Origin of the sequence: Synechococcus sp. JA-3-3Ab, from assembly GCF_000013205.1 — a bacterium.
GTDB lineage: Bacteria > Cyanobacteriota > Cyanobacteriia > Thermostichales > Thermostichaceae > Thermostichus.
In genome coordinates, this window is the sequence record NC_007775.1 from 2,505,743 (window position 1) to 2,520,780 (window position 15,038).

Here is a 15,038-nt window from a genome sequence, read left to right on the forward strand (position 1 = left end):
GGAGCGATGTTGAGTTTTTGGGTGCGGCGCAACGGCCGAGAAGACTGGCAGCCGGTACCAGCCGAGGGAGCCATTCTGGAAGAGGACACCTACACCATCGTTGCCCGTTCTCCCCAGCCCCACTTCACCATCACAGTGGAAGTCCGCCAGCGCCCTCTGCCGACCGAAAATAGCGGATCCCCAGCGGTAGCCAACCCCAAGACAGCCGCCTCGCTCATGCAAACCCGTTCTGTTCGCACCAACGAGGAGGGGATCGGCGTCATCCTGCCGGCCACCCACCTCGCCCCTGGTTTTTGGGAGTTGCACTGCCGAGATGCCGATTTGATCGCCGAGTTATTTGGCGAGGCGGAGCTGAACAATTGCCTGCGCTTCCAGGTTGTGCCCGCCCCGGTGCAGCGGAAACAGGCACTATCCCCGGCGGCCCAAGAAGTCGCGTCTGAACCTCCTGAGCTGGCTCAGAAAAAAGAGGTTGCCATCCCGCCAGAGCTGTTTTCCCTGATGCACAGCGAATTGGAGGGATCTCCGGGGGAAGTGCTGGTGGTGACGGGGCGGATTGGCTGTAGTGGCGAGCTGCGGGTACGAGTTTGGCAAGAAGATGAAGGGGAGCAGAGCCCGGTTTTCGAGGGGCAACGGCTGATTCAATTTCCGACTGAAGCCCGGACGGCAGTGTTCAGCATTCCCATCACCCTGCCGAGCCATACCTGGAGCCGTCCGCTGCGGGGGGAACTGCGCCTCACTCCCTCTTCCTGGTCGGATCCAGAGCCGCTGCGGATCTCCTTTTCCGTTCGCTGTCGCGGCCAGGGGGAAGTCCTCCCACCCTCCCCAGGGATCCCTGCCGGTCAGCAGCGGCAAGAAGAAACGCCAGCCGCAGCCGGCAGTTCTTCCCCGCCCTCACCCTTGCTGTCCCCCGAACGCACCCTGCAGAAGTTGTTGCGCATCTCGCAGCGCAGCGCCCCTGCGGAAAAAGAGGAGGCTGGAGAAGTTTTGGGCCCGCTTCAGCCAGAAGAGCTCCCAGCCTCCCTAGCAGACACCGCGCCCGAACCTGCCGCCCAACCTGAGGTTGGGCCAGTGCCCATCTCATCCTCTTCTCCACCACCCCAACCTGAGCCACCTCGCGAGGAGGCGGTTCCGCCGCCACCGCTCGCCGCCGCCAGTCCGGGAACCTCGCCTCTTTCCCCGCAGGTGCCGGGAGCTTGCCCGGCGCCGCAACTGGTGGTGCCTGAGCAACTGCGGGCAGGTGACAACTTCGATGTAGTGCTGCGTTTGCCGGCTTCCGTCAATTCTGCCAGTAGCTCCACCGCTCAGCCTCCTTTGTGGATTAAGTTTTGGGTCAAGCACGGTCACACCCGCTCTTTGGTGGATGGCCCCCGGTGGTTGTTGGACTTCTCCCGCGACGAGCAGGGGCGGTGGCAAGCCCTCACCCGCATGACCATCCCCCCTGGCGTCCCTGAGCTCATCTTCGAGGCTTGGGCCGTCAGCCCGGATCGCCAGCAGCAAAGCGACCGCGTGACGGAGCGCCGTTCTATCCTGCCTTAGGGAGTGACCAGTCTCTAGTCTTGAGCAGAGCGCACCATCAGCACGGGGCAGCCGATGTGCACCCGCACATAGTCGGAGATGGAGCGCCCCAGCAGGCGATCCAAATCGGGGATGCTGCGGGCAATGCTGGGCCGGCGATCTGGGGATCCCATCACCAGCAGGTCGGCTTTGCTTTCTTCTGCCAATCGGACAATCTCGGTGCCCGGATCCCCGACCGCCGTGAACACCCGATGGCTGATTTGGCGGCTTTTGAGAGTGGCAATGGCTTTATCCAGAACCTCGTCCCGCGCTTGGGCATCGGCATCCAGTTGCACAGAGGCTAGGAAAATCTGGGCTCCCGGGATGCCGGCCACTAGATCCAGGGCCGTGGCAAAGGCGGCCTGGGCGGCGGGGGAGTTGTTGAGGGCCACCATGACGTGGCTGGGGTATTTGACGTAGGCGTCGTCTTTGACCAGCAGCATGGGGCAGGAGGCAAGCTGGAACACGTATTGGCTTACCGAGTTCTGCAAAATGGCCATGATGCGGTTGCGCCCCCGCGATCCCATGACAATCAGTGGATTGGGTAGAGATTCAGCCACCTGCAGCACCACCACCTTGGGATCCCCTTCCACCAGTTGGGTGCTGATCTTCAGCCCAGGTCGCGGGGGAAAGGTCTGCAGCGTCTGGGCCAATAGCTCCTGCCCCTTTTGCCAGGCAGCCCGCATCTCCTCGGCAGAGGTCTGGGAAGGCACCGCATGCAGCAGCGTCACATGGCACTGGGCAAAGGCCGGCAAGGACAGGAGAGTATGCACCATCTGCTCGGTGGGGCCAGTGCCGTCGATGGCGGCAATGATGTTTTCAAAGCGAGGCATGGGATCCGTTCTCCTGGCCAACAGCTGCCAAGACTCATCCTAGATCTGGCGCTGCGGATCCCTGTTACCGAGGCGGATATCCCGCAACATTTTGTTGGGTTTTAGTAACTCAGCCACACATAGCCGGTGAAGCCGCCGCCGGCATTGGTGTTGCGACCAGTCAAGAATTGAAACCCTCCTAGGCCCAGCGTTAACCCTCCCTCTAGTCGCCAGTTGAGCTGGCCGGAGAGCTTGAGGCTGTCGTAGTTGGGATCCTGAACGGCCAAATCCCCGAACAACAAAGGCGCACCGTTGCCCAGGGTGAAATCTCCATCCAAAGCCAGGATGGCCTGCAGCTCAGGAGTCAAATCAGCCCCAAGGGTTAAGTTGGCCTTGAGGCGATCGCCGGGATAGCCCAGGTAGTCCCGGAACGTGAGGCAGGAGTCGAAAAAGGCAGGCAGGGATCCCAGCTCGACATTGGCTGCCGCTCCTAAGCTGAAGTCGTAGCCAAAGACTCCGTACCCCAAGGGCAGGGGGGTATTTTCGGTGGCGTATCCAGGCGGGATGAGGGCCGTCAACTGAGCTGAGAAAAAGGGATCCCCGTTCCCCCAAGTATGGCGCAGGCCCAGTTCCAGATCCCGCAGGCCCTGGTTGCGCTGGGTAACGGTGTCAGCCCCGCTGGCAAAGCGATTTTCGATGAAAACGTAGCTGGTGTTGAGGTTGAGAGTGAGCTGATCGCTAAGGCCAGTCTCGGCGAAAAGGTTGAGGCGGGTTTCTCCGTACTCGGAAAGGGCCTGCTGCAGGCGTCCCTTCTGGTCAAAGCGGGTGCGGGGTTGGTAGACCTCGGGCTGCAGCGAGAAAAACGTCTTCCCTTCTCCGCGAGGAAAGCCACAGCCTGCCCAGGCTGGCAGCTCTAGACCCAAGACAAGGCTTAGGCCCAGCAGCCAGCTTCTTGCTATGGCAAAAGGCTTCATCTGGGGATCCTCAACAACAGCGCCGCCAAGGGGGATTGTATCTGCCAAAGGCCGTTTTGGGTCCTCGTCTCCACGGCTACACCCTCCTGGCAACAGCCGGTAGGCCCACCCGGGCCCGGAATTGCCGCGCTGCCGTCAGCGCCCCATAGGGATCCCCCTTGTAGAGGCCGTAGTGCATGAGAGACATGCGCCGCAGCCCCAGTTGCGACACCTCCTGCAGCCACTCCCGCCAGCTCATGATGGCAAAGTCCACCTGGACCGTGTCGGCCCGACCGCCGTTGGGGTGCTTGTCCTTAATCGAGGGCTCGTAGTGGGCCAACATCAAGTTGCGGTGGATGGGGGCAAAGAGATGGCAACAGAGGCGGATCTGCTCCGGGTTACCGGGATCCGGCCCGTTCAGCTCTGGGTTAAACTCCCCTGGCCGCCGCTGGCGCATGGACTGGAAGGCGATCCCGTCCATCTGGCTCATCGTCTCGGCAAAGGGCTCCACCATGCTGCGCCCCGACCCGCGCTGGGGATCGTCGAAGGTGGCAATCCACCCGCCCCAACAGAGGGCCACTTCGGCCTCTGGCAAACGCTCCTTGATGGCCTGGCGAGCTCCTAGGACGCTGCGCATGAGAGCCTGGTAGTAGGGGGCAGTGTCGGCGTTGTAGGTATCGGCAGGGATGCGCCAGTAGGAGAACTCGGTGGCCAGGCTCCAATAGGTGGGGCGGCCTTGGGGGTTGGCTTGGGCAATATACCCCGCCAGCTCGGCTACGTCTTGGATAAACTGCTGGGAGATGTGGTAGTCGCCGCAGGGGCGGTGGGTGTCGTCTTCCCAGGTGATGATGTGGAGGGTATAGCCCCGCTCAAACCACTGCCGCAAAAGCCCGGCCTGGTGCCAGTTGCGCCAAAAGGAGAGATCCCCCTGGCGGTGGTCAAAGCTGTTCAGCCAGCCGCTCAGGAAATGGGGATCCCACCCCTGCGCCACCGCCGCCACCTGAGGATCCGACTCAATCTCCCAGAGAAAGCGACCGGGATCTGCCCCGATGCCCACTTCCCAGCGGGCCAGCAGCTCTGACAAGTTCATGCTTCCCGTCTCGGCATTTTCCGGGCTGCGACTCCCCTGCTGACTCAAAAACTCCTGGCCACAGCCGGCAACCCCATAGGCAGCCAGCAGCGCTCCGCCCGCTTGCAGCACCTGTCGCCTCGGCCATCGTCGTCTCCAGCTCATTCCGTCTCCTCCTCAAGCTTTACCTGGCGGGCCCACAGCCGCACTTGGGGGGAGCTATAAACCTCCCTGAAGCCCGGCAGCCCCTCAAAATTGAGCTCAGGCCAAAATTGCAGGATGCGATCGGCGCTCCGCAAGGGATCCGCTGGCCCCGCCACCAGCAAGTAGTCCACCCGCTCCTGGGGGTGCTGCAAAGCCAGGGCAAACTCGTACTGGTGAGGGGTGAGAAACAGGCGCGGGTCTCTTGCCCAAAAGATAGCCTCAAAGTGGATGTCGTCGTCCACCAGCACTTTTTGTCCGGGCAATAGGTGGCGACGGAGATATTGCCCCACCTGGCGCTTTTCCTGGCGCTGTCTTCGCCATGTTTCTAGAGCTTGCCCGCTAGGAGTTACTTCGTACAGGTCTTGGGCAGCTTCCAACTGGGGGCTTATGGGTGCTACCTCTGCCACCAGTCGCTCCCAGAGATCCCGCTCTTCGGCTACCAAGGGCGCCCAAAAACCCGACTCTTGGCTTAGCCCATAGCCGGCGGTCAAGCAGTTCAGCCCCAAGAGAGCGGTGATCAACAGGCACTTAGCCCAACGGGAACCAGCTCCACGAGCGAGGTAGGCGCTCATCCCAAGAGGCAAGGGTACCCAGAAAACAGCAAAACGGCATAGCTCTGGCAGAAACAGCCCTTGCCCTAGGGAAGCCAAGAGGAGCCCTAGCGGCATCCCCCAGATCAAGGCCCAGACGCGACGGCCCAAACCGTGACCCAACAGGGATCCCATCCCCAACAGCAAATAGGCAGGAGCCAGCAGCGCCAGCCACTTCCCCGCTTCAAGCAGCCCCCGCCAGCCACCCGCCTGCTGCAAGTCTTCCCGCAACTGGGGTAGCCGCAGGCCACTCCCTGCCTGGTAGGTAAAGGCCCAGGGATCCCCTACCCCCAGCCAGTTGACATACAACCAGCTCAGGATCAAGGCCAGACTGACAAAGCCTGCCACCAAAAGCGAAGCCCAGCGAAACCCCCAGGATTCGCGGCGAAAAGCCAATAGCAGCGCTATCGCCAGCCAGGGCAGCAGCCATCCGCTTTCCCAGCGCAGCACCATCAGGGGCCCCAAGGTCAGGCCAATGAGCAGCAGCCGCAGCGTAACAGTCAGCTCGTCCTTCTCCGCCGCTCGTCTCTCCTCGGCCAGAGGGAACAACAAAGCCATGTTTACCCCCAGCAAAAGCGAGGTGGCCGTCCAGGCGGGGCTACGCAGCAGCATCAGGATCAAAGCTGGCTGCAGCAGCAGCAACAAGCCCCACAGCCAGCGCCACCCCAGGCCGGCGGGCAGACGGCGCAACTGCTGCCCCACCCAGCCCAACAACAGGGCTCCCAAAATGGCCTGCAGCAACAGCGGCGATCGCCCCAAAATGGCCGTGGCCAGCACCAGGGAGGGGGGGAAAGTGGTGCCGACAATGGGCAGGCGGGGATCCGGCCCCAGGGCGGCTACGGATCCCTTGTAGACAAGAAACTGCATCTCCAGGCTCACCCAGCCCCAGCCTTCCTTCAGCCCCCACAAGAGACCAGCCAGGAGCAGCAAGGGGATCCCTACCGGCGCAACGAGCCTCCAGAAGGCTTTAAGCTGAGTTGCAAACATAGATGCTTCACGAACAAACTTAGCTAAACTTCACAATTAGTTCTAGGAGACTTGAACACCTCATCGAATCCCAAGGAGTGACTTAATGCCAACAAGTTTCAGAAAAACTATTTGGGATCGATGGACGTGTTTTGGGATCCCTACAAAGCTAGACTAGTTTTCCCTTTTTTGAGGCGTTTCTTCTACGCATTTTGGCGTATTGGGTTCAGCAAGATGGTCGATGAACAGTGGCCGGGCTGCAGGTGAAGATAGGAAGGTCTTTGGACGGGAACAGGGTGTGACCTCAATGCCACAGTCTGCGCGGGACAGGGACAACGCGGCAATTCCAACGCTGGAGCTTTTGCCCTCCCAGGCAGAAATCCGACCCTGGGGAGCCTTCTGGGTTTTGGATGAAGGGCCGATGTATAAGATCAAGCGCATCGAAGTCAAGCCCGGCCATCGGCTCAGCCTGCAGATGCACTACCACCGCAGCGAGCACTGGATTGTGGTGCGGGGTACGGCGCGGGTCACGCGGGGCGAAGAGGTGATGCTACTCAACTCCAACGAATCCACCTACATTCCCCCCTGCACCAAGCACCGCCTGGAAAACCCTGGCACTACCCCTTTGGTCGTCATCGAGGTGCAAAACGGGGAATATTTGGGAGAGGACGATATTGTACGCTTCGAGGACGACTACGCTCGCTCATAGGGTAGGCCCAAGACAAGAAAGCTCTCTTGTGACCGGCTAATAACTTCTGAAGCCTGGACGGCTGCTCCCACCTTAGCGCTAGGCTTTGTCTGTGCATGTCTAGGGATCCAAAACAAAAAGGTGAGCCAGAAGAGAAAACAATGGGCGCTGCTCGTTGCCAGTTTGCTGTGCTGCGTGCCGGTAGAGGCAGGACAAGCAGAGCCTCTTTCGTTCCAAAGGCTAGGCTACGAGCGGTCGGTGCTGCTGCAAGGAGCTAACCCGCGCCTGGATGTTACCGTCCCTGCCCCCCTCAACGGCCTTGACCCCGAGGCCAGCTTTGTGCAGTTGCGGCTGGAGCCCTCACCGGTGCTGAAGCCGACTTCCACCGTGCGGGTGCTCATTAACGACGAGCTGGCCGGGATCTTTCTGGTGCGAGATTTGCGGCAAGAGCCAGTGGTGCGGGTGCCGATCCCAGCTCTGCCCCCTGGTGAGCGCTTTATTACTGTCTCCGTCCAGCCTTTTTTGAGCATCAGCGATGACATCTGCGCCGATCTCAACACCGGCAATCTGTTGCTGACGGTGGGGCGGGACAGTTTCTTTGAGTTGGTGCCCCGCGTTCCGGATACCACGGTGGCTGGCTTTCTGCGCCTGGTATACCCTCAGCTTACTCTGGTGGTGCCAGCCAACCTCACTCCTGAAGCCGCAGAAGCGGCCCTTTGGCTCTATAGCTTGCTTTCCCACCTCTTTCCCCAGACCCCTATTCTCTGGAGCAACCGCCCGGTTGCAGGAGCTCAGGTTACCCTAGAACCGGCCAACTTCACCCCCCACCTGCAGCATGAAATTACCCCCGAGGGATCCCGCCTACGGGTAGCCGCCCGCCGCGAGTCCATTCTTGCCCTCTACGAGGAGTGGAAGCGGGCAGGTCTGGTGAGCCGAGGGATCCAGGTGGCAGCAGTAGCCGATTTGGAGAGGGCTCTCAGGGCCAACCGCCTCAGCTTCCGTGAGCTGGGGATTGTGGATCCCCTGCTGCGGGGGTTTGGCAGCCAGTCGCTGGTGTTCAACTTCAACCTATCTCAACTGGGGGGGCGCCCACGGGATCTGGCAGCGCAACTGGATGTGATCATGAACCCGGTGGATGGCCGAGCCGGGGATCGCCTGACGGGCTACGTGTTCTTGAATGGCGTTCTGCTGCGCACCTACAACCTAACCGGGCGCACCCAGCTCAACGAAACTGTGACCCTGCCCACCCGCCTGTTGCGCCGCTTCAACCAACTGGAGCTCCGCTTTGACTATGGCGCCAGCCTCGGTAATTGCCAGGGATCCCTGACCCCGCTGACCTTGCAAGTGCGTTCCGATAGCTCTGGCCTTCTCTGGAGTGGCTACCAAGCCCCCAACGGCGAGCTGCAGGAGATCCCGGCGGTGCTGCAGGGATCTGGACGGGTTGGGCTGGGGGATCCCCAACTGCTGCCGGCTGCCGCCTACCTGGTCGGTGCCCTCAGCCGGCTGGCCGCCCGACCCCTGCTGCCCACCCTTGAGGTTTTGCCCAAAGAGGAAGCCAACCTGGAGACGGGGAACTTTGCCTGGCAGGTGATCGTGGCTGGGCCAGATCAGGTGGAGCTGAATAGCCCCATCCGGTTGGGATCCCAGTTTGAAATCATCAATCCCCTGAACCAGCAGGTTGCCCTGGCAGCTCAGCCCCAGGAGAATCTCGGCCTTTTGCAATACTTTCTCCTCCAAGGCAAGCCCACCCTTTGGCTTTCCTGGTGGGGATCTGACCCGGCTTTGGCAGAACGCCTCAGCCGCGGCCTTGCCGATCCGCGCACCCGCCTGGCCAACCAGCTACAGGGAAACGTGCTCACCGCCTATGCCGCTGCCCCCAATCTCACCCAAGTACAGAGTTGGGATCTCACACCCCAAGGCTATCGGGTGCGCTACCCAGGCCGCTTCAGTTGGCAGCTCCTGTTGTGGCAGTACCGCTACTGGCTGGTGCTAGTGCTGGCTCTCCTGCTGGCAGTAGGGGCCTGGAATGTCTACCAACGCTTGGCCGGCCGCCCCGAATCCCCAATCCCCTCGTAGGGGGCTAGTCACGGACTTGCGCTTAAGCCAGACTGAAGCCGAACCCCAACCTAGAGGCCATGCTGCAGTCGATCAAGTCCTGGCTGGTGCAGACAGGCTACCTCACCCGGCAGCAACTGGCGGAAGCCGAGGAGTACCGCGAAGCAGTGGGCTGCTCTTTGGCCAGGGCTCTTTGGAGCTTGCGGGCCATGCACCCCTCCAAGTTTGCTCATCTCTGCTGCCAGATTCTGGATCGGCCCAAGCTAAGAGACTGGCTGCTCAAGCACTCCCTGGATCCAGAGCTGCCTTGGCTGATCGAGCCTATCGATCTGGTGCCGGTGCGCTTTTTGCCCTGTGGCTGGCTCAACCCGCAAACCGTTGTCGTGGCCACTGAAGAGCCGGGCTACCCCGGCGTTTGGCAGGCTGTGAAACGCCTGTGCCCAGGAGTGGAAAAAATCTGGGAGATCCCGGCCACAGAAAAGCAGATCCTGACAGTTATCCTCGAACGCAAGCTTTCTGCCGAACTGCTGGGCAGTCGTCTCACTCTGGAGCAGTGGCAGCAGGCTTTGGACATCCGCCGCCGCACTGGATCCAACCTGGGGCAAGTGCTGACCCGTCTGAGCTATCTCTCGACTCCCGAGTATCTCAGCATCCTGGCCCATCTGCTGGGCTATCCTTCCGTCTCGGAGCTGATGGGGACAGGGCTGCTTTACCGCGACGAGAGCTTGAGCCGCCAGTTCGAGCCCGAGCTGATGATGCGCCACCTCTTCTACCCCTTGAACTGGACGGATGAGAACACCCTCACCGTGATGGTCAATGACCCCCTGGACTGGGCGGTGGATGAGCTGCTCTACAGTTGGCGGCCAGGGTTGCGAATTGAAAAGGTGCTGGGCAGCGAGCAGGATATCACGCAACTGCTCAGCCAAGACCAAGGATCCCGCTTTAGCCAAGAGGCAGTCTACAAGCTGCTGACCCGTCTGCCGGAGGAATCGGCCTCGCGGGTGTTTACCCCCTCCCAAATTGCGGTAGGCTACGGCCTGCTGGTGCTGCTGCTGTGGGGGTTGGCCAGTGCTCCTTGGACAACCCTGACGATTTTGGTGTTGTTGGTCAATCTCTTCTATGTAGCCTCGATCTTCTTTAAGTTCGTGCTCAGCCTGGTGGGATCCGCCGATCGCTTCCACCAGATTACCGATGAGGAAGTGGCTGCCCTCGATGACCACACCTTGCCCATCTACACCATCCTGGTGCCGGTTTACAAAGAGCCAGAAGTGATGCCAATTCTCATCAACTCCCTCTCCAAGCTGGACTACCCCCACGAGCGCTTGGATGTGATTATCTTACTGGAGGAAAACGACCAGGCCACCATCGAAGCCGCTCGGGCCGCCAAGCCTCCCCGCTACGTGCGCCTACTCATCGTGCCAGATAGCAAGCCCAAGACCAAGCCCAAAGCCTGCAACTACGGCCTGGCCTTTGCCCGCGGCGAATACCTCACCATCTACGACGCTGAGGATATCCCCGACCCCGACCAACTCAAAAAAGCAGTCATCGCCTTCAAAAAAGGGGATCCCAGCTTGGTCTGCGTCCAGGCGGCCCTCAACTATTTCAACCGCAACGAGAACTTCCTCACCCGCATGTTTACCCTGGAGTATTCCTATTGGTTTGATTACCTGCTGCCCGGCCTGGAAACCCTGAAAATGCCCATTCCTCTGGGGGGCACTAGCAACCACTTTCGCACCGACCGCTTGCGGGAATTGCAGGGATGGGATCCCTTTAACGTCACCGAAGATGCCGATCTAGGCATCCGCGCCAGCCAGCACGGCTACACAGTGGGGGTGATCAACTCCACCACCTACGAAGAGGCCAATTGCGCCCTCAAAAACTGGATCCGGCAGCGCTCTCGCTGGATTAAGGGCTACATGCAGACTTGGCTAGTCCACAACCGCCACCCCCTGCGCTCGTTGCGCAAACTGGGCCTCAAAAACTGGCTGGCCTACCAATTTTTCATCGGGGGCAGCTTCTTCACCTTCCTCACCAGCCCCATTATGTGGCTGCTCTTTTTCTACTGGCTGCTCACCCGTGCTCATTGGCTGCAAAACATTTTCCCGAGTTGGCTGGTTTATCTGGGCTTGTTTAACCTCCTGGTGGGCAATGCCATTGGGATTTACCTCAACTTGGTGGCTGTCTTCCGACGCGGCTACTACGATCTGGCCTTCTATGCCCTGCTCAACCCCATCTACTGGCAGCTCCACTCCATCGCAGCCTATATGGCCCTGTGGCAGCTTTTTACCAAGCCCTTCTACTGGGAAAAAACCATCCACGGCATAAGCAAGTTTACCCACGCCAAAGTCCAGGAAGCCACCCAAAAAGCAGGCTAGGCTGCTGACTTGGCTTTCCAAGCCGTGGGGGCGAAGTTAAGGACAGCCGGCGCCCCTTTAGAAGCTGTAGTCCGAATCTACAATCACAGCGCAACCACGCGGGTTGAGACAGCTAGCCATAATCACCTTGACGGAAAAGTTGCCCTCGTAGGGCGCCTGCACGATGGGGAAATCGTCCAAGAGTTCGTCTGCAGCCACCACCCGACCACTGGCATCGTAAAGCACCAGATCCACATCGAAGCAATCCCGATCGCACTGCGCCCAGATGTTTTCACCTTGGTAGAAGTAGCCTGTAACTACGGTCGATTGTCCATTAAGAAGCCATAAACTACGGCTCTGAGCCCAGGCGGCAGCACCCCCGACAACCGCGGCTGCCCCTATCAGGCTTGCCATCAACCAGCCCCGCACCGAAGCCATAGGAATGCCCTCCCTACTGAAGAACGGAGAAAGAATGGATTTGGCTACAGGGATCCACCTCAACACCCACACTCTAGCAGCCAACTCTGTTTCTTCCAAATGATCCAGATCACGTTAAGGATCCCATGTTGAAAATCGCAAAAAAGAGTTACAAAAAAGGGATCCCGACCAGAGCGGGGATCCCTTGATCAGAGTAGGGTGGATAAAATCTGCCTAAAGCCCTCTATTTTTCTAGGCCGGAGCTGTCTAGCTCCTCACTGGGGCAGAATCAGTTCTCCGCGGCGTCCCAGGGGATCGGTCAGAACACTGCCGGTGGGGCCTTTGATTTGAATGGTGCAGCGGCTGCCGGACACTTCGATGACGTTGTAGTTAGGCACTGCCAGCTCCAAGAAGCGCAGGTTGCCCGTTGTTACGCCAGGGATCCCGCTCACCTCTGGATTGGCAGGGTTCACAGGGGCCAGAAAGCCATTCACAATCCGGTAGTAGAGGCGGCTGGCGTTGGGGATCCCTAGGCGATTCCCTTCTTCATCGATGCTTAAAGCGGTAACACTCCGTCCCGTGGGGCCAGTCCATACTTCCCAAATGGGGTTGCTGCTGCCGGGGTTGACCTGGCCGATAAAGCCGGCGTGGTTGTTGCCCGTCAAGAACACCACGTTGCGGATGTTGTTGCTCTCGATAAAGTCAATGACTTCCTGCCGCTCCAGCCAGTAGCCTTCCCAAACATCGTTGGAGCGGAAATAGGTCACCGTGATGGGAAACTCGCTGACGATGAACTTGTAGGTGGCGGTGGAGTTGCGCAGGCCGTTGAACAGCCACTGCTTCTGCGGCTCTCCCAAGAGGGTGCGCGGCGTGCGGCGCAGCAGGTTAAACAGCGCCTGTTCGGATCCCGGCGGGCCGAAGAAAAGGGTCTCCTGCTCGGGCGTGAGGCGGATGCCGGCCAGCTCCAAAAAGCGCTGACGAGTCAGGCCGGGGGGCAAGATGGGCAGGATGGGGGTCACGGCAGCCAAGTCGCGGTACTGGCGCAGGTCGAGAATGAAGACTTCGGCATTGGCCCCGTAGCGGAAGCTGCGAAACAGCCGATCCCGGCTATCCACCCCCGGCACATCCGTCAAATTCGGGTTCATGGGGCTGTATTCAAAAAAGGCTTGGTAGCCTAACACTCGAAGATCTTCCACATCGCGGGTTTGCCCGGTGGTGTCGTTCAGCTGAGTGGCCCGGCCACCGCGGGCCTTCTGGCCACTGTAGTTGTCAATCACCTCGTGATCGTCCCAGTTGACAACAAAAGCAGTCCGGCCAAACAGTTGCACGAACTCTCGTCCGGCATAGTTGGGATCCCGCTGATCCCGATAGAGGCTGCGGTAAAACTCCAGGTTGCCGATGGGATCCAGCCCCAGCCAAAAGCGATCCGCGTAAACGGTGTCGCCGTTGAAGGAGATGAAATCGATATCGCCGCGGTTAACCTCGGCCAATAGGGCTGCCCCAATGGGAAAAGGAGGCTCATTGGCGCAGCTAATGTGCAAGAAGCGGATGGGCCGCCCATCGCCCGCAGCCGGCAGGGTGCGGAACTGGCCCACAGGGCTGGTAAGCCCCTCGCTGACAAAACGGTAGAAATAGCGCTGCGCCGGCCTCAGGCCGGTAACGACGGCCCGGGCAATGTAGTCGCCCGGCTCGGTGCGGTAGTTGCGACCGGCCACGCGGCAGGCAGTCAGCGAAACCTGCTGCAGAATGGGGCTGAACTCGGCATTTTCCGCCACCTGCAGCGTCACAGGCACCGTATCCACGCTGCTGGCCGGCACCACCCGCGTGGAAAGCACCGCCCCCTCAGCGGTGGGATCCCCGGCAAACACCCCTTGGGGAAATCCGGGCTCTCCCAGCGGCGGGATGGAAGAACTGGAGTTGCCCCCACAGGCGGCCAGGGCAGCTGCCCCACCGCCAAACATCAGCAACTGCAGGAAAAAGCGACGGGAACGCAGGGAACTCATACAGCTAACCTCGGCGACGCAGGCAAATGTAAAGGGATCCGCAACAACGGCCAACCGCCCTCAGTCAAGCATTTTTGCGCCCAAACTGAGGTTGTGGGCCGGTGAAAACTGGGTTAGCTTCTGTTTAAGAACGCCGACCTCCGTGCGCCGGCTTTTCACAACCCTTGCTGAGAAGGCTAAAATTCCATTAAGGTTTTTTGCTTTTTGGCTCTGTTTTCCGGTTTTGCGTTCTAGAACCTCTTGTTGACCCAAGGAGGGATCGTCGTGGCTACGGAGACTCTGGTTAAGCCTTCTGTAACCCCGAAGCACATGCCCATGTACCGGGTGTTGCTGCACAACGACGATGTCAACACCATGGAGTACGTGGTGCAGGTGCTGGTGAAGGTGATCCCATCGATGCTGCCGCCGCAAGCCACCGAAATCATGCTGGAAGCCCACAACAACGGCGTTGCTGTGGTCATCGTGGTGCCGCGGGAGCATGCGGAGTTTTACTGCGAGCAGTTGCGCCAGCACGGCCTCACCAGCTCGATCGAGCCGGAACGCTAACTAGGAGCGGGTTGGGTGGGCCTGCAGATTGCCAGACTAAAAGCTTTTCCATTTCCGCTGCGCCTGTTGCTGTTTTTGGGGATCCCCCTTTTGGCCTGGCTGCCGTGGGTCGGCCTAGGGGGGTTTTTCTTTGGGCGAGAGTACCTCTGGCTGCCGCTGTATGCCCTGCTGCTCCTTTGGCTGTGGCTGTGGGGATCCGGGTTTGCCGCCTATGGCTTAGACAAGAGTTGGGCCTGCCGGGCTGGGATCCTCTGGGGCCTGGGGATGGGTGTTGGCGGGCTTTTTCTGCTCTTTGGCCTAGAGGGTGCCCTGGGCTGGCTGAGCTGGCAGCCGGTGGCAGGGGGATCCCTGCTCGGCTATGGCTTGCTGGGGTTAGGGGTGGGCCTGGCGGTGGCGCTGGCGGAAGAGCTGTTGTTCCGCGGTTGGCTGCTGCAGGAGATGGCCTTGGACTACGGCTGGACAAGCGCTCTGTGGGGATCCAGCCTTCTCTTTGCTTTGGCCCATTTCTTAAAGCCGCTGGCGGAGATTCTCGCCACCTGGCCCCAGTTTCCGGGGCTATGGCTGATGGGCTTGCTGCTGGCCCAGGCCAAGGTGTGGAACCAAAACAAGCTAGGACTCAGCCTGGGGCTGCACGCCGGCTGGGTGTGGGGCATCACCTGGGTCAACAACTTGGCTTGGATCGAATACACCGGCAAAGCGCCAGAGTGGCTCACCGGCATCGGCGGCAACCCGCTGGCCGGCTTGATGGGCCTGTTCTTCCTAGTCGGCACCTTCCTTGTTCTCAAGAGGTTGGCTGCCGGCAGAAGCTGAGCAGCGCCGCAGCATCT

13 protein-coding genes are annotated in these 15,038 nt (G+C 60.3%); 6 read left to right on the plus strand and 7 right to left on the minus strand.

Annotated features, from left to right (window positions below; all coding sequences use genetic code 11):
• Window positions 1-6: 6 nt before the first annotated feature.
• Window positions 7-1,536, plus strand: a complete 1,530-nt coding sequence (locus CYA_RS11720; RefSeq protein ID WP_011431289.1) for a hypothetical protein — start codon at window positions 7-9, stop codon at window positions 1,534-1,536.
• A 14-nt stretch (window positions 1,537-1,550) separates the two neighbouring features.
• On the opposite strand, the gene CYA_RS11725 is transcribed toward CYA_RS11720, so the two are convergent.
• From CYA_RS11725 to CYA_RS11740, 4 genes are all read right to left on the minus strand, one after another.
• Window positions 1,551-2,387: a universal stress protein gene (locus CYA_RS11725; protein ID WP_011431290.1), complete on the minus strand. Its 837-nt coding sequence runs from the start codon at window positions 2,385-2,387 to the stop codon at window positions 1,551-1,553.
• A 101-nt stretch (window positions 2,388-2,488) separates the two neighbouring features.
• Window positions 2,489-3,340, minus strand: a complete 852-nt coding sequence (locus CYA_RS11730) for a hypothetical protein (protein WP_049749787.1) — start codon at window positions 3,338-3,340, stop codon at window positions 2,489-2,491.
• A 76-nt stretch (window positions 3,341-3,416) separates the two neighbouring features.
• The gene (locus CYA_RS11735; protein WP_011431292.1) at window positions 3,417-4,553 is read right to left on the minus strand and encodes a hypothetical protein; all 1,137 of its coding nucleotides are present in this window, start codon (window positions 4,551-4,553) and stop codon (window positions 3,417-3,419) included.
• On the minus strand, window positions 4,550-6,112 hold the full coding sequence (locus tag CYA_RS11740) for a hypothetical protein (protein ID WP_228375330.1): 1,563 nt from the start codon (window positions 6,110-6,112) through the stop codon (window positions 4,550-4,552). The genes CYA_RS11735 and CYA_RS11740 overlap by 4 nt, the downstream gene beginning before the upstream one ends.
• Window positions 6,113-6,455: 343 nt before the next feature.
• Here CYA_RS11740 and CYA_RS11745 point away from each other — a divergent pair, with 343 nt between their 5' ends.
• The 3 genes from CYA_RS11745 (at window position 6,456) to CYA_RS11755 (ending at window position 11,266) form a co-directional block, all read left to right on the plus strand.
• Window positions 6,456-6,857: a cupin domain-containing protein gene (locus tag CYA_RS11745; protein WP_011431294.1), complete on the plus strand. Its 402-nt coding sequence runs from the start codon at window positions 6,456-6,458 to the stop codon at window positions 6,855-6,857.
• A gap of 120 nt (window positions 6,858-6,977) precedes the next feature.
• Entirely contained in the window at window positions 6,978-8,912 is a 1,935-nt protein-coding gene (locus CYA_RS11750; RefSeq protein WP_099834771.1) for a cellulose biosynthesis cyclic di-GMP-binding regulatory protein BcsB, read from the plus strand.
• 59 nt (window positions 8,913-8,971) lie between these two features.
• Entirely contained in the window at window positions 8,972-11,266 is a 2,295-nt protein-coding gene (locus CYA_RS11755) for a glycosyltransferase (RefSeq protein WP_049749788.1), read from the plus strand.
• Window positions 11,267-11,323: 57 nt separating this feature from the next.
• Here CYA_RS11755 and CYA_RS11760 read toward each other — a convergent pair whose 3' ends face one another.
• The 3 genes from CYA_RS11760 to CYA_RS15430 all read right to left on the minus strand — a co-directional run bounded on the left by CYA_RS11760 (window position 11,324) and on the right by CYA_RS15430 (window position 13,917).
• The gene (locus CYA_RS11760) at window positions 11,324-11,683 is read right to left on the minus strand and encodes a hypothetical protein (protein WP_011431297.1); all 360 of its coding nucleotides are present in this window, start codon (window positions 11,681-11,683) and stop codon (window positions 11,324-11,326) included.
• Window positions 11,684-11,937: 254 nt separating this feature from the next.
• Window positions 11,938-13,665, minus strand: a complete 1,728-nt coding sequence (locus CYA_RS11765) for an alkaline phosphatase D family protein (protein ID WP_011431299.1) — start codon at window positions 13,663-13,665, stop codon at window positions 11,938-11,940.
• Window positions 13,666-13,725: 60 nt separating this feature from the next.
• Window positions 13,726-13,917, minus strand: coding sequence for a hypothetical protein (locus CYA_RS15430; RefSeq protein WP_228375332.1), 192 nt, complete (start codon window positions 13,915-13,917; stop codon window positions 13,726-13,728).
• A gap of 12 nt (window positions 13,918-13,929) precedes the next feature.
• On the opposite strand from CYA_RS15430, the gene clpS reads away from it, so the two are divergent.
• Complete coding sequence (clpS, locus tag CYA_RS11770; RefSeq protein ID WP_011431300.1) at window positions 13,930-14,211, plus strand: ATP-dependent Clp protease adapter ClpS; 282 nt, start codon at window positions 13,930-13,932, stop codon at window positions 14,209-14,211.
• Between the two features lie 15 nt (window positions 14,212-14,226).
• Window positions 14,227-15,021 (plus strand): CPBP family intramembrane glutamic endopeptidase, encoded by a 795-nt coding sequence (locus tag CYA_RS11775; protein ID WP_011431301.1) that lies wholly within the window; start codon window positions 14,227-14,229, stop codon window positions 15,019-15,021.
• Window positions 15,022-15,038 lie beyond the last annotated feature (17 nt).

Excerpts from the sequence above, each read along its gene's own strand:
- CYA_RS11720 (WP_011431289.1), top strand. The coding sequence starts at position 7 with ATGTTGAGTTTTTGGGTGCGGCGCAACGGCCGAGAAGACTGGCAGCCG.
- CYA_RS11725 (WP_011431290.1), bottom strand. The coding sequence starts at position 2,387 with ATGCCTCGCTTTGAAAACATCATTGCCGCCATCGACGGCACTGGCCCC.
- CYA_RS11730 (WP_049749787.1), bottom strand. The coding sequence starts at position 3,340 with ATGAAGCCTTTTGCCATAGCAAGAAGCTGGCTGCTGGGCCTAAGCCTT.
- CYA_RS11735 (WP_011431292.1), bottom strand. The coding sequence starts at position 4,553 with ATGAGCTGGAGACGACGATGGCCGAGGCGACAGGTGCTGCAAGCGGGC.
- CYA_RS11745 (WP_011431294.1), top strand. The coding sequence starts at position 6,456 with ATGCCACAGTCTGCGCGGGACAGGGACAACGCGGCAATTCCAACGCTG.
- CYA_RS11755 (WP_049749788.1), top strand. The coding sequence starts at position 8,972 with ATGCTGCAGTCGATCAAGTCCTGGCTGGTGCAGACAGGCTACCTCACC.
- CYA_RS11760 (WP_011431297.1), bottom strand. The coding sequence starts at position 11,683 with ATGGCTTCGGTGCGGGGCTGGTTGATGGCAAGCCTGATAGGGGCAGCC.
- CYA_RS11765 (WP_011431299.1), bottom strand. The coding sequence starts at position 13,665 with ATGAGTTCCCTGCGTTCCCGTCGCTTTTTCCTGCAGTTGCTGATGTTT.